This window comes from Streptomyces sp. NPDC045695, assembly GCF_056432025.1.
This window is the reverse complement of sequence record NZ_JBWKJU010000006.1, coordinates 162,742-175,369: the sequence shown is the minus strand read 5'-3', so window position 1 is coordinate 175,369 and position 12,628 is coordinate 162,742. Positions and strand designations below refer to the sequence as shown.

The 12,628-nt window shown below is 73.2% G+C and carries 13 protein-coding genes and 1 pseudogene; 5 read left to right on the top strand and 9 right to left on the bottom strand.

Features of this window, described 5'->3' with window-relative positions; genetic code table 11:
• Positions 1–13: 13 nt before the first annotated feature.
• From AC07DU_RS13515 to AC07DU_RS13505, 3 genes are all read right to left on the bottom strand, one after another.
• Entirely contained in the window at positions 14–1,480 is a 1,467-nt protein-coding gene (locus tag AC07DU_RS13515) for an aminotransferase class I/II-fold pyridoxal phosphate-dependent enzyme (protein ID WP_479111361.1), read from the bottom strand.
• A gap of 105 nt (positions 1,481–1,585) precedes the next feature.
• A complete protein-coding gene (locus tag AC07DU_RS13510) occupies positions 1,586–2,899 on the bottom strand; it encodes an MFS transporter (protein ID WP_479111608.1) in 1,314 nt (437 codons plus the stop codon).
• Complete coding sequence (locus AC07DU_RS13505; RefSeq protein ID WP_479111359.1) at positions 2,896–4,260, bottom strand: NAD(P)-binding domain-containing protein; 1,365 nt, start codon at positions 4,258–4,260, stop codon at positions 2,896–2,898. The genes AC07DU_RS13510 and AC07DU_RS13505 overlap by 4 nt, the downstream gene beginning before the upstream one ends.
• Before the next feature lie 135 nt (positions 4,261–4,395).
• On the opposite strand from AC07DU_RS13505, the gene AC07DU_RS13500 reads away from it, so the two are divergent.
• On the top strand, positions 4,396–4,758 hold the full coding sequence (locus tag AC07DU_RS13500; RefSeq protein WP_360904178.1) for an ArsR/SmtB family transcription factor: 363 nt from the start codon (positions 4,396–4,398) through the stop codon (positions 4,756–4,758).
• Positions 4,755–5,249, top strand: a complete 495-nt coding sequence (locus AC07DU_RS13495) for an N-acetyltransferase family protein (protein ID WP_479033545.1) — start codon at positions 4,755–4,757, stop codon at positions 5,247–5,249. Before AC07DU_RS13500 ends, AC07DU_RS13495 begins: the two co-directional genes overlap by 4 nt.
• A 236-nt stretch (positions 5,250–5,485) precedes the next feature.
• On the opposite strand, the gene AC07DU_RS13490 is transcribed toward AC07DU_RS13495, so the two are convergent.
• Positions 5,486–6,361: a potassium channel family protein gene (locus tag AC07DU_RS13490; protein ID WP_479033542.1), complete on the bottom strand. Its 876-nt coding sequence runs from the start codon at positions 6,359–6,361 to the stop codon at positions 5,486–5,488.
• 146 nt (positions 6,362–6,507) lie between these two features.
• Here AC07DU_RS13490 and AC07DU_RS13485 point away from each other — a divergent pair, with 146 nt between their 5' ends.
• A complete protein-coding gene (locus tag AC07DU_RS13485) occupies positions 6,508–6,972 on the top strand; it encodes a Crp/Fnr family transcriptional regulator (RefSeq protein WP_360904169.1) in 465 nt (154 codons plus the stop codon).
• A gap of 39 nt (positions 6,973–7,011) precedes the next feature.
• Here AC07DU_RS13485 and AC07DU_RS13480 read toward each other — a convergent pair whose 3' ends face one another.
• From AC07DU_RS13480 to AC07DU_RS13460, 5 genes and pseudogenes are all read right to left on the bottom strand, one after another.
• Complete coding sequence (locus AC07DU_RS13480; RefSeq protein WP_479111356.1) at positions 7,012–7,914, bottom strand: universal stress protein; 903 nt, start codon at positions 7,912–7,914, stop codon at positions 7,012–7,014.
• Between the two features lie 108 nt (positions 7,915–8,022).
• Positions 8,023–8,688 carry a helix-turn-helix domain-containing protein gene (locus AC07DU_RS13475; RefSeq protein WP_360904163.1) on the bottom strand — a complete coding sequence of 222 codons (666 nt, stop codon included), beginning with the start codon at positions 8,686–8,688 and terminating at the stop codon, positions 8,023–8,025.
• A 175-nt stretch (positions 8,689–8,863) separates the two neighbouring features.
• Positions 8,864–10,022: pseudogene (locus AC07DU_RS13470) on the bottom strand (oxygenase MpaB family protein).
• A gap of 52 nt (positions 10,023–10,074) precedes the next feature.
• Entirely contained in the window at positions 10,075–11,127 is a 1,053-nt protein-coding gene (locus AC07DU_RS13465) for a polyprenyl synthetase family protein (RefSeq protein ID WP_479111354.1), read from the bottom strand.
• Positions 11,120–11,404, bottom strand: coding sequence for a polyprenyl synthetase (locus AC07DU_RS13460; protein ID WP_479111352.1), 285 nt, complete (start codon positions 11,402–11,404; stop codon positions 11,120–11,122). Before AC07DU_RS13460 ends, AC07DU_RS13465 begins: the two co-directional genes overlap by 8 nt.
• A 324-nt stretch (positions 11,405–11,728) precedes the next feature.
• On the opposite strand from AC07DU_RS13460, the gene AC07DU_RS13455 reads away from it, so the two are divergent.
• Both AC07DU_RS13455 and AC07DU_RS13450 read left to right on the top strand, forming a co-directional pair.
• A complete protein-coding gene (locus tag AC07DU_RS13455) occupies positions 11,729–12,157 on the top strand; it encodes an Hsp20/alpha crystallin family protein (protein WP_479033525.1) in 429 nt (142 codons plus the stop codon).
• Positions 12,158–12,278: 121 nt separating this feature from the next.
• Positions 12,279–12,611 carry an STAS domain-containing protein gene (locus tag AC07DU_RS13450; RefSeq protein WP_479111350.1) on the top strand — a complete coding sequence of 111 codons (333 nt, stop codon included), beginning with the start codon at positions 12,279–12,281 and terminating at the stop codon, positions 12,609–12,611.
• Positions 12,612–12,628: the final 17 nt, after the last annotated feature.

Below are 12,628 nucleotides of genomic sequence, written 5' to 3'. Positions count from 1 at the left end.
CCGCAGGCGGCGCTCACTCCTCGCGCAGCACCCGGACGCTCGTGACCTCCGTGTCGACCGCGTCCGGTACGACCATGCCGGCCTCCACCCCCGTACGCAGGTAGCGCAGGACGTCCGCGGTGAGGCGCTCGCCGGGCACCGCCGCCGGAATGCCCGGCGGGTAGGGGGTGAGCATCTCGGCCGCGATGCGGCCGTCCGCCCTCTCCCAGAGCACCTGCTCCGTGGGGCCGAAGAAGGCGTCGCGGGGCAGCACCGCCTGCTCCAGCCGGAGCTTCGACGGCGGCGGGACGTCCACGGGGCGCGCCGTGCGGAGCTCCCCGGCATGGGCGGCCAGGTCGGTCAGGGCGGCCACCAGGGCCCCGGCCGTGTCGCTGTCGTCGGCGTGGGTGAGCTGTGCGCTGATGCGGCGGTGGTCGGAGACGTGGAGGTTGATCCGGTGGTTGCGCCGTAGCCAGTCGGCGGCCCGGTAACCGCTGACCTGTGTGGCGCTGAGGTCGATGACGAGCTGGAGGGGGTCCATGTCCTGCGCCTTGCCCGGTCCGCAGAAGTCCTCGCGGCCGTGCACCCGCATGCCGTCGATGCGGGCCACGCGGGCGCGGGTCCGCTCGGCGAGGCCGAGCGCGTGGTCGTAAAGGGCCTTGCCGTGTTCGACCATCTGCCGCCGCCAGCCGTCCAGCGCCGCGTACACGAGCACGGAGGGGCTGGTGGTGCCCAGCAGGTCCTCGCGGCTCCTGAGCACGTCGGGGTCGACCAGATCGCCCTGGAGGTGGAAGACGGAGCTCTGCTCCAGGCCGGACCCCATCTTGTGGACCGAGGTGACGCACACGTCGGCCCCGGCGTCCATGGCCCAGGTGGGAAGGCCGGGATGGAAGGGCAGGTGCGCGCCCCAGGCCTCGTCGACGATCAGGGGCCTGTCCCGCCGGTGGCAGACCTCGGCGATGGCGGCGAGGTCCGAGCAGGTGCCGTAGGGGGTGGGCGTGGTCACCAGCGCCCCGCGGGCGTCGGGGTGCTCGGCGAACGCCGCCTCGAAGGCCGCGGCGGACGGCGGGTGGGCGAGGTGGCGTTCGGCGTCCCACTGAGGATCCACCCAGACGGGGCGGATGCCCGAGAGGATCAGGCCCGACACCACGGATTTGTGGGCGTCGCGCCCGACCAGCAGTTTCTCGTGGGGGCCGGCGACGGACAGCATCGCCGACTTGACCGAGAGGGAACTGCCGCAGGTGGAGAAGAACGCGTGCTCGGCTCCGACCGCCTCGGCCATCAGGGCCTGCGCCTCCTCCACGATCCCGTGGGAGGACGTGCGGTCGTCCAGGCCGCTGGTGGCGAGGAGGTCGGACCGGAACACCGCGTCGCCGAGCACGGCCCGCACCCGCCGGTCGGCGCCCCGGCCCTGTTTGTGCCCCGGGGGCGTGAAGGGGGTCTGGCCGCTCTCGTGGTAGGCGGCCAACGCATCGAGTACTGGTGCCTTCGACTGGTCCATGCCGCACCGCTTGCCCCGTGGCGTCCGGCGAAAACGAGCGTCCGCGCCGTGCGCTCCCGTGCGTCCGCCCGGCACAGGTGTGGGACGTCCGAAACCGGGCAGGTGTCAGTCGCAGCCCCGCTTAGCGGGGCTGACCAGTTTCCCGGCCCCGCCTTCCCGGCCCCACGGCCGCCGCCTGCGGGCCGGTGCGCGCCCCGCCGCGAGGAGCGGCGTCGTGCCCAGGGAGAGGGCCGCCGCGGCCAGCGACAGAGCGGCGAGGACGAGGAACAGCCGCGAGTGGCCGAGCACGCCCGCCAGCGCGGCCCCCGCGAAGGGGGCGAGGGCCGCGGCGAGGGACGCGGGCGCGGTGAGGAGCCCGGAGAGGCGTCCGTACTGGGCGACGCCCCAGCGGTCGGTCACGGCGGTGGCCTGGAGCAGCGTCAGGTTGCCGCGTACCGTTCCGGCGGTGATCGCGACCAGGGCCAGGAGCGGGAGCGGGCCCGGGATCAGGGCGAGGGCCGCCGTGCTGACGCCTCCGGCGGCGATCAGGGCCACGGTGCGCGCGGTGGGGCCGGTCCGGCGGGCGAGGGTGGCGTAGAGCAGGCGCCCGAGGGTCTGTCCGACGCCTCCGAGCCCGAGGATCCAGGCCGCTTCGGTGGGGGTGGCTCCGCGCGCGATGAGGAGCGGCACCAGGCCCATGACGACGGCGTACATGGCGAAGCCGGACAGGGTCAGGGCCGCGGCGAGGAGGAGGAAGGGGCGGCTGCGCTCCACCGCCGGCCCCGGGGCGGGGCCCGGTGCGAGGTCGGGCGCCGCGGCGGGCGGCCAGGGCGCCCGCAGGGCCAGTGCGTGGGCGGGGATGGTCACGACGGCGAGGACGCCCGCCAGGACGAGGTAGGTGGCGCGCCAGGTGACGTGTTCGGCGAGGACCGCGGTCAGGGGCGCGAAGACCGTGGAGGCCAGTCCCCCGGCCAGGGTCACGACGGTCAGTGCCCGGACCCGGTCATCGCCCCACCAGCGGGTGAGGGCCGCGAACGCGGGGCGGTAGAACGTCGCGGCCATGGCCACGCCCGCGAGCAGCCACCCCGCGGTGAAGACGGCGAGGTCCGGCGCGCAGGCGATGGTCACGAGCGCCAGCGCCGCCAGGACCGAGCCGGCCGTCATGACGGCGCGCGGCCCGCGCCGGTCCAGGACGCGGCCCAGGGGGATGCCCGCGAGGGCCGAGACGAGCAGGGCTCCGGAGAAGGCCGCGGTGGTGGCGGCCGGGGACCAGCCGGTGTCGGCGGTGATCCGGGGGGCCAGGACGGGGAAGGCGTAGTAGACGATGCCCCAGCTGGTGATCTGGGTGGCGCACAGGGCGGGCAGGGCGGCGCGCGGCCGCGACCGGACCCCCGTTCCGGTCGCGGCCTCGTCGGCCGGGGTGCGGGGCACGGCGGTCAGCAGCCGCCGGAGACGGAGGCGGGGGCTCCGATGGTGAGGGTGGCCGGGGCGGCGCAGCAGCCGCCACCGGTCTCCTCGGCGGCCTGGGGCTGGTCGAAGAGGCCGGCGCCACCGCAGACTCCGGTCTCGGGGAGCGTGAGCTCGACGCGTGCGGCGGCCTCGTGGTCGCCCGCGAGGTGGGCGGCGATGGAGCGGACCTGCTCGTAGCCGGTCATGGCGAGGAAGGTGGGGGCGCGGCCGTAGGACTTCGTGCCGACGAGGTAGAGGTCCTTCTCCGGATGGGAGAGCTCGCCGGCGCCGTGCGGGTAGACGGTGCCGCAGGAGTGCTGGTTGGGGTCGATCAGCGGGGCGAGCTCGACCGGGGCCTGGAGGCGCTCGTCCAGGCCCAGGCGGAGCTCGTCCAGGAAGGTGAGGTCGGGGCGGAAGCCGGTCAGGACGATGACCTCGTCGACGGGGTCCAGGCGGCGGCCGTCCTCGCCGACGAGGACCAGGCGGCCGTCCGCGGTCCTCTCGACGGCGTCGGTGCGGAAGCCGGTGACCGCGTCGGCGTAGCCGCCGTCGACCGCGGCCTTGGCGGCGAGGCCGAGGGCGCCGCGGGCGGGCAGCTGGTCGGCGGCGCCGCCGCCGAAGGTGGAGCCGCTGATGCCGCGCCGCAGGATCCAGGTCGCGTGCGTCCCGGCGCCGTCCTCTGCGTGCGCGGCGAGGTCGGCGAGGTAGGCCAGCGCGGTGAAGGCGGAGGCGCCGGAGCCGATGACGGCGGTGCGCTTGCCCGCGTAGCGGGTGCGGACGGCGGGGTCCTTGAGGTCGGGGACGCGGTAGGTGACGTGGTCGGCCGCGCTCTTCTCGCCCAGTGCGGGCAGGCCGCTGCCGCCGGCCGGGCCGGGGGTGGCCCACGTTCCCGAGGCGTCGATGACGGCGCGGGCGAAGATCCTCTCCTCGCCGCCGGGGCCGGTGAGGTGGACGACGAAGGGCTGGTCCTCGCGGTCGGCGTCGACGATGCGGTCCCGGCCGCTGCGCGAGACGCCGGTGACGGTCGCGTCGTAGCGGACGCGGTCGCCGAGGACGTCGGCCAGGGGCTGGAGGTAGAGCTCGGCCCATTCGCCGCCCGACGGGTAGGTGGAGCCGTCCGGCCTCACCCATCCGGTGGGGGCGAGGAGCTTTTCGGCCTCCGGGTCGACGACCTCGGACCAGGTGGAGAAGAGCCGTACGTGCGACCAGTCGCGCACCGCGGACGCGGCGGCCGGTCCGGCCTCCAGGACCAGCGGTTCGATGTCCCGCTCGATGAGACGGGCAGCCGCGGCGAGGCCGATGGGGCCGGCGCCGATCACGACGACGGGCAGGGTTTCGGTGGATGCGGTCACGGTGGGCTCCCCGGTTGATGGGACGCTGATTGACGTTGATTCGACGTCTGTCGATGTCCTGACGCCTTCAGAGTGGACCTTGCATCGACGTTCGTCAACATAGACATCCATCGAATTTTTGCGGATGATGGGGCCATGACTACGAAGGTGTTGCCGCTGCTGGAGCCACAGGCCGGGGCGGCGTGCTGCCCGCCCCTGTCGGAGCGCCCGCTGACGGCCGAGGAGGCCGAGCGGACCGCCGTCATGTTCAAGGCGCTGGGCGATCCGGTGCGCCTGCGGCTGTTCTCGCTGGTCGCCTCGCACGAGGGCGGCGAGGCGTGCGTGTGCGACATCTCCGACGTGGGCGTCTCCCAGCCGACGGTCTCCCACCACCTGAAGAAGCTGCGCGAGGCCGGGCTGCTGTCCTGCGAACGGCGCGGTACCTGGGTGTACTACCGGGTCGAGCCGTCGGTGCTCGCCGCCATGGGACAACTGCTCACCCGAGCGGCCGCCGCGTGAGCGTCACCGTCGCGCCGCTGGCGCAAGCGCACGCGGATGAGGTCCTGGCGATCTACCAGGCGGGGATCGACGAGGGCCAGGCCACCTTCGAGACCACCGCCCCCACCTGGGAGGTGTTCGACGCGGGCAGGCTGCCGCAGCACCGCTTCGTCGCCCTGGGCGAGGACGGCGAGGTCCTGGGCTGGGTCGCGGCGAGCGCGGTCTCGGACCGGTGCGCGTACGCGGGCGTGGTCGAGCACTCGGTCTACGTCCACCCCGCGGCCCGTGGCCGGGGCGTCGCCTCCGCCCTGCTGACGGCCCTCATCGGCTCGACGGAGGCCGCGGGGATCTGGACGATCCAGTCCGGCGTCTTCCCCGAGAACGGCGCCAGCCTCGCCCTCCACCAGCGGGCCGGCTTCCGGATCATCGGCACCCGCGAGCGCATCGGCCGCCACCACGGCGTGTGGCGCGACGTGGTCCTGCTGGAGCGCCGCAGCCCGCGGATCAGCTGACCCGCGCCACGGCACCGACCTCCCAGAGGTCACCGACTGGTCGTGGCCCTACTGACCGGCGGGCTAGACGGCCAAGGCGCTGTCGTCAAAGTGGCGCCGGTCAGGCCCGCGGTGTCCGGTGCCGTGCATCGCAAGGCGGAGGGGCGCCCGGGTACGGGACGTACTCGGGCGCCCCGACAACGCGGCGAGGTGCGGTGCCGGACACCGCGGGCCAGGCGGGACTTTGACGACAGCGCCTAGGTGCCCGCCCGGCGGCCGTGGTCGCGCGTGAAGGCGTCCAGGACGCGGCGGAGCGGGCCGTCGGTGTGCAGGAACCGCTGGTCCAGGATGTCGGCGAGGTCTTCGAGCGCGGTGCGCAGCACGGCGGCGCCGAGCCGGGCGTCGGGGTGGCGGGCGCCGGCGGCCTGATCGGCGATGTCCAGGGCGTAGTCGATCTGGTGGGCGAGCGAGGTCCGGTCGTCGACGTCGTGGAAGTAGTAGGACTCGGCGTACTGGAGGAAGTCGACGGCGACGACCGAGAACTGCGCGGCCAGGCCGTCGAGCACGGCGGCCCCCGCCGGGGAGTCGACTTGCTCCCGCGAAGGATGCGTACGGCGCAGGTGGGAGAGGCGGAGCGCCAGCGCCCGGCGCCGGGCCAGGGCCGGATAGACGCCGAGGATCCAGGAGACCGTCGCGGTCAGGAGCGCGAAACCGACCAGGGCCTCCAGCGGGGCGAGGACGCGCAGCCACCCTCCGGCCGGGGCGATGTCGCCGAGGCCGAGTGTGGAAGCGTGGACCAGCGAGATGTACACGGCGTCCAGCAGGCTCCCGTGCTCGGCGGGGCGCAGCCCGCCCGCGTAGACGAAGGCGCCGGGCACGTGGGGCCAGTAGATCAGCGCCCAGCCCGCCACCACCGTCACGGCCCACAGCGCGACGACCGACACCATGCCGAGCGGGCCGGCGAGACCGGAAGCCCCGCGCCGGGAGGTGAAGACGGTGGAGACCCGCCAGAGCGCCGTCATGACCAGGCGGCTCAAGCCGCCGTGGCGGGTGGGATGCCACAGCGTGTGGAACACGTCCCGCAGGATGAGCAGGACCAGGGCCGCTCCCGCGGCCGACACCAGCCACTCCATCAGGCACCCTCCTCCGTCACACCTCCCCAGGCTCCCGCACGACTCCTTGCGCGCGCCGCAGCCCGCGCCGTACGGGGCGGCCGTCGGCCGAGCCGGATGCGCGGCGGCCTCGGATACTGGAAGCGGACCGGCACGAGGAGGCTGCCATGACCACACCGTCCCCCACCCGGATCGCCGCCGCACTGCCCGCCGCCTACCGGACCAAGCTGATGAGCACGGCCCGGGAGGTCGACTTCCCCGACGGGGCCCGGCTCTTCAACGAAGGCGGCCACGCGGATCGGTTCTGGATCGTACGGACGGGCGTCGTCGCCCTCGACGTCCACGTACCCGGCAGGAAGGCCGCCGTGATCGAGAGTCTGGGGCCCGGCGAGCTGGTCGGCTGCTCCTGGATGCTGGCGCCGCACCGGTGGCGGCTGGGCGCGGAGGCGACGACACCGGTGCGCACGCACGAGTTCGACGCGGCGGTCGTGCTGGCGCTGATGGAGGCCGATCCCGCTTTCGGCGCCTCGATCGGGCGTTGGGTCGCGCAGGTGCTCGCCCAGCGGCTGCACGCCGCGCGGGTCCGGCTGCTGGACCTGTACGCGCCGTACGGCAGCGGCACCTCCCTCTGAGCGCGCCGCGCAGGGTGCGGCCACCGCCTGATGACGCGGTCAGGACGCGCTTTCGGACGTCCCGGCGTTGCGCGGGAGGAGCTCCACGGGGCAGTGGGAGTGGTGCAGGAGGCTGTGCGTCGCCCGCCCGAGGGTGGGCCCCACGGCGGCGGACGAGCGCCGGCCGCCCATCACCAGCAGGTCCGCGTCGCGAGAGGCCTCGACGAGGACACCGGCCACGGACACGCTCTTCTCCGCGTCCGCCCGCACGCTCAGGGCGGGGAACTCCTCGCGGATCCGGTCGGCCACGGCGTTCAGGCGCCGTGCGTGCTCACCGGCGATCTCCTCCACGTCGTCGAGCATGCTCACGACGCTGCCCACCGACTGCAGGACGTGCCACACGTGCAGCATCCGCAGCGAAGCCCCCCGGACCGCGGCTTCGCGCGCCGCGTGGCGGGCGACCGCGAGGTCGTGCTCATCGCGGACCGCGGCGAGCACGACACCGGTCTCATCCCCGTCTTCTACGCCTCTGACCACGACGACGGGCGTCTGGGCACCCATGACGGTCTTCAGTCCGACGGAGCCGAGCATGAGGGAGTTGAAGCCGCCCAGGCCCCGGTTCCCCACCACGATCGTGCCGCGCCGGCCGGCGCACCGGTGCAGGCTGGGTACGGGCGCTCCGCGGCTGAGCTCCGTGGTGACGCTCAGGTCCGGATGCCGCTGTGCGAGCGCGGCGGCGGTGTCGTCGAGCAGCGCCCGGCCGGCCCGGTGGATGCGCTCGACGGTGGGGGCCGATAGGTAGAGGGCCCGGCCGTCGGTGTCCGCCGCGTAGACGATGTGCAGGGGGCGCTCCCGGCGAACGGCCTCGGCCGCAGCCCACAGCGCCGCCTGACGGGCGGACTGCGAGCCGTCGACTCCGACGATGACGGAACCGAGACCGGATCCGCTGACGGTGCCTTCCATGACGCCTCCTCGGCCAGGACCCTCGCCGGTCGCCTCTCACCCTGACATGCCGGGCCCCGGCTCGCGGGGGGCCACGCGGGACCCGCGTCGGGGCCGAGGGTCCCTGTCTCAGCGCTCCACCAAGCGGCGCCCGGTGACCCGGGCCGGCCTGACCCTCATCCAGTGCGTGCGGGGCCCGCCCGCCCAGGGGAGCGAGCGCGCGAGGGCGTCCAGACGCACGAGTTCCTCCGGGTCGATGACGCCTTCCGCCTCGCCCACGGCCAGGACGCTCCAGCCGAGTCTGGTGACATCGTCGATGTGGTCGACCTCGAAGGCCACCTCCGTCCCGTCGGCCCGGGCGAGCACGGCGTCACCGAGGGTCCGGAAGGCGATGTCCCGGCCCGCCATCACGTAGTTCACGGGGAAGATCGCCGGACCCTGCGGGGTGACGAGGGCGATCCTGCCGATGCCGTGAGTGGACAGCAGGCGCAGGCATTCCTCGTCGCTCAGCGTGATCAGTTGGACGTCGTGCAGGGCCGTGGTTCTGCCGGGCGGGAGCTCGGTCGTCGCGCCGGTCAGTTCCGCGACCGTCGTGCCCAGCGCGTCGGCGAGTCGCAGGAGGGAGCCGATCGCCGGGGACGCGGCGTGCTCCTCCATGTAGGCGATGTACGAGGCGTCCGCCCCACAGCGCTTGCCCACCTGTTCCCGGGTGAGACCCAGCTCCTCGCGCCGGGCGGCGATGCGCCGCCCCAGATCGGTGTGCCCAGTGGGCGGCCGCGACTGCGTCGTGCCCATGATCCTCACGCCCTCTCGGGATGACTGCCGGTGCGCGACGGCGACCGTGCTCTCGACCGGGCTCGTCCCCCGGCTGCCCGCTGCGCTCCCTTCCAGGGTTTCGCGGACCCACGCCACCGCAAGTGGGAGATGCCGGGGAGGCCGGGATGCATGACTTTGCAAGTCCAGCACGCCCCTAGCGGACGGTGGCGGGCGGCGGGGTCCAGCGGCTCTTGGGCGGGATGGTGCCTCTGACTCCGAAATCGCTTGAGCTGTTCGGGGATGGCGTAGTGCATGACGCGGCCGCGGGTGAGGGCGGACAGTTCGAAGAGGCTGGTCAGGTGTCCGAGCCGGTCCAGGGCCCAGCCCGCCAGCGGTGAGCGGTCCTCGATCGTTTCCAGTACGCCCAGCAGGGTGGGGGCGGCCTTGACGACGGTGTCCCAGGTGGTGCGGGGGACCTGGAGCCAGTCGGCGCAGGTGTCGCCGATCAGGTAGCGGATCAGGGCGGAGACGATCGGGTCGAAGAAGGTGCCGGGCACGACCTCCTCGTAGAGGTCGATGAGCTGGCGGGTGAGCTGGGCGCCCTCCTCGCTGGGGCCCATGTGGCGGGTCATGTAGAGGTCGGAGAAGGCGCGGGCCGCGCGCAGGTCCGCGGGGGCATGGTCCTGGTCGACGCCGAGGATGGCGCCGACCACCCTCCAGGCGTAGTAGTAGGACTCGGCCCCTTCGGTGCTCATGTGGATGCCGAGGCGGTGCAGGGCGTCGAGGACCTGGATGGAGAACATCATCTGCCCCCCGATCAGGTCCTCCTGACAGATCGGCGTGCCCAGGGCGGCGGTGTCCCAGCGGCCCTCGCGCTTGAGGTGGTGGCGGATGGAGGCGTGCAGCAGCCGGACCTTCTGGGCGGCGGGGATGAACCGGCTGCCCGCCTCGAACGCGTTGGGCTGCATGAGGTAGACGGTGAACTGGCCGGTCTCGGCCATCCGCTTCGAGGGGTACTTCAGCGAGTGGGTGGCCGACAGCAGCTTGGCCACGTGCGGCAGGACGTAGCAGGCGGGCATCGAGGCGAACGACAGCGCGGTGGCGATGTGCACGTTGTTGTCGATGAAGAACAGCCGGGCCTTCTCCATCTCCCCCCAGTCCACCCACGCCGGCGGCGCACTGGTCTCGTGGAGGTACGCGCGGGCGACCTCCGGCAGGCCCTCGGGGAGGTCCTGCCCGACGGTGGAGAAGTAGCGCATGAGCGTGTTGAACGTGCCCACCTCGCCGCGTTCGAACAAGGTCGCCACGGTCGCGTCGGCGAGTTCGTCCCCTGTGGTGCGCAGGGCGTCCATGGACGCCCGGGTGTAGGTCATCGTGAAACTCCGGTCATCGGATGCTCGGGTGCTCCGGGTGGGGGTGGGGCGGTCAGTGCGTGCGGGTGGCCGAGAGGGTCGCCAGGTCCACCAGGGCGCTGCGTGCTTCGGTGGTCAGGTCGGCGTCGGCCAGGGCGTCGTGTGCTTCCCGCAGCCGAGCGGTGATCATGTCTTCGACGCGGGCGACGGCCCCGGTGCGGTGGGCGATCTCCCGCACCCGTTCCACCTGCCGTTCGCCGAGGTTCGCCTGCCCGAGCAGGTGGTGCAGCTCCGCGTGTTCCGCCGGGGTGGCGGAGGCGAGTGCGTGGGCCATCAGGGCGGTGGGCCTGTTCCCGGCCAGGTCGTCGGCCGGGTCCTTGCCGGTCTGCTCCGGATCGCCGAACAGGCCGAGCAGGTCGTCGCGCAGCTGGAACGCCTCGCCGAGCGGCAGGCCGTAGTCGCTGTACGCCCGGATCAGCCGCGGTGGGGCGCCGGCGAGCAGGCCGCCGATCTGCAAGGGGTGTTCGACCGTGTATTTGGCGGTCTTGTAGCGGATCACCTTCACCGATGCGTCGGGGTCCGGTGCGCAGCCGGTGCGCATGACCTCCAGGCACTCACCGGCCACGAGTTCGCGGGCCAGGAGCGTCCACACGGGCCGGGCCCGGTTCAGGAAGGCGCCGGGCAGGCCCGAGGAGGTGAACAGCTGGCCGGCCATGGACATCAGCAGATCACCCACGAGCATGGCCAGCGCCCGGGCGCCGGCCTTCGGCCGCGCGTGATCGGGGAGGGCCTCGCGCAGGGCGATGTGCCCCGTCGGGCGGCCGTGACGGGTGCGGCTGTGGTCGATCAGGTCGTCGTGGACGACGGCGGCCGCGTGGACCAGCTCGATGGCGCCTGCGGCTCGTACCAACGCCTCGCTGTCCGGCTGGCCGACCCCGCGCCAGCCCCAGTAGCAGAACGCCGCCCTCAGCCGCTTGCCGTGCGCGGTCGCGGCATGGAGTTGGTCTGCGACCGGGGCCAGAGAGGCGTCGATGTCGGCCAGCGCCTGTGCTTCCGCGGAGACGAACTCGTCCAGGACGTGATCGACGCGCTTCTTGAGCGAGGCGCGCTCTTCCCGTTCAGTCACCGACGCGCTCCGCGGGGGTGGGGGCGGTGAGGGTGCGGGCCAGGACCTCCAGGTGGGCGGGCGGCGTGACCGCGTGCCGGTCGAGGAACAGCCGGCCGCGCGCCTTGGTCTCCTCCTGGCCGTCGACGAGGAGGTCCTCGAGATCGGCGCGGCGCAGCAGGCCGCTCAGTCCGCCCACCGCGCTGCTCAGGCCGCTGACCGCGAGATCGGCGAGACCGGCCACCAGGGCCACCGCGTCCTCGGTCAGCCGCGGCTCGCGGCCGTCATGGTGTGCCACAGCATGTCTCCTGCACGGAAGGGCCCGCCCCGGCTCCGGGCCGGTCGGCACGGAGCAGCGCGTCACGGTGTTCGGCGCCACGCCCTTCGAGTCTGGCCGCTTGAGCTGCGCCGAGCAGGCCCGATGCACGGCCCGATGCACCATCGAGTGATCTTTCTGCAAAGGCGGTCCTCGCGCTGAGCAAGCCCTTTAGGGGGCCTCGTCCCCTCACCCGGCAAGGGGCGTCCCCCACCTTGAGTCGGCTCTTGTCAAGTTTTCTGCCGCGCGCTATATAGGTGGTGTGGCCATGTGCATGTGGGACACAAAGGAGAGGAGTGAACGACGATGCTCATGCGAACCGATCCCTTCCGTGAACTGGACCGGCTGACCCAGCAGGTCCTGGGGAGCGCCACCCGGTCGGCGGCCTTGCCCCTGGACGCCTTCCGCGAGGGCGACTCCTTCGTCGTCGAGCTGGACCTGCCCGGTGTCGACCCCGAGTCCATCGACCTGGACGTCGACCAGAACGTCCTCAACGTCAAGGCGGAGCGGCGGACCACCGCCTCCGGCGACGACAGCGACGTGCTGATCGCGGAGCGCCCCTCCGGCACCTTCAGCCGCCAGCTGTTCCTCGGCGAGACGCTGGACACCGACCGCATCGAGGCCTCCTACGAGGCCGGCGTGCTGCGGCTGACCCTTCCGGTCGCCGAGCAGGCGAAGCCCCGGAAGATCGAGATCAGGGCCGGAGAAGGCTCGCACAAGGAGATCGACGCCTGACGGACGGGCGGTGGGAACGCGGAGGACGGGCGGCCTCCGCCGGGGCCGCCCTCCCCTCGCTCCCCCGCCGTCCACGTCGGCCGGTGGAGAAAGGCCGGTCGAGAAAGCGAGGTCCGCCGTGATGCCCGAAACGCCGCCTCTCGCGGCCGAGACCAGGCAGCGCGCCGACGGGTACCTCAAGGTCGCCGTGTCGGGGGAGCTCGACATCCTGAGCGCGCCGCGGCTGCGCGTGATCCTCGACGAGGCGTTGTCGGACGGTGCCCGAGTGGTGGAGCTCGACTTCAGCGCGGTCGAGTTCTGCGACTGCTACGGACTCGGTGTGCTGCTGGAGGCCCGCCGTCGTGCGGGAGAACGGGGCACGGTCCTGCGCGTCGTGAGCGTCACCTCGCCCCTGGTGCGGCGGCTCCTGCGCGGGACCGGTACGGCTGGCCTGCTCGGCCGTCCGGCGCAGTGAACAGTAGAAGTGATGAA

What these genes read in the sequence shown, in the direction of transcription:
- AC07DU_RS13515 (WP_479111361.1), bottom strand. Translation starts at nt 1,480, where the DNA reads ATGGACCAGTCGAAGGCACCAGTACTCGATGCGTTGGCCGCCTACCAC.
- AC07DU_RS13500 (WP_360904178.1), top strand. Translation starts at nt 4,396, where the DNA reads ATGACTACGAAGGTGTTGCCGCTGCTGGAGCCACAGGCCGGGGCGGCG.
- AC07DU_RS13490 (WP_479033542.1), bottom strand. Translation starts at nt 6,361, where the DNA reads ATGGAGTGGCTGGTGTCGGCCGCGGGAGCGGCCCTGGTCCTGCTCATC.
- AC07DU_RS13485 (WP_360904169.1), top strand. Translation starts at nt 6,508, where the DNA reads ATGACCACACCGTCCCCCACCCGGATCGCCGCCGCACTGCCCGCCGCC.
- AC07DU_RS13480 (WP_479111356.1), bottom strand. Translation starts at nt 7,914, where the DNA reads ATGGAAGGCACCGTCAGCGGATCCGGTCTCGGTTCCGTCATCGTCGGA.
- AC07DU_RS13475 (WP_360904163.1), bottom strand. Translation starts at nt 8,688, where the DNA reads ATGGGCACGACGCAGTCGCGGCCGCCCACTGGGCACACCGATCTGGGG.
- AC07DU_RS13455 (WP_479033525.1), top strand. Translation starts at nt 11,729, where the DNA reads ATGCTCATGCGAACCGATCCCTTCCGTGAACTGGACCGGCTGACCCAG.
- AC07DU_RS13450 (WP_479111350.1), top strand. Translation starts at nt 12,279, where the DNA reads ATGCCCGAAACGCCGCCTCTCGCGGCCGAGACCAGGCAGCGCGCCGAC.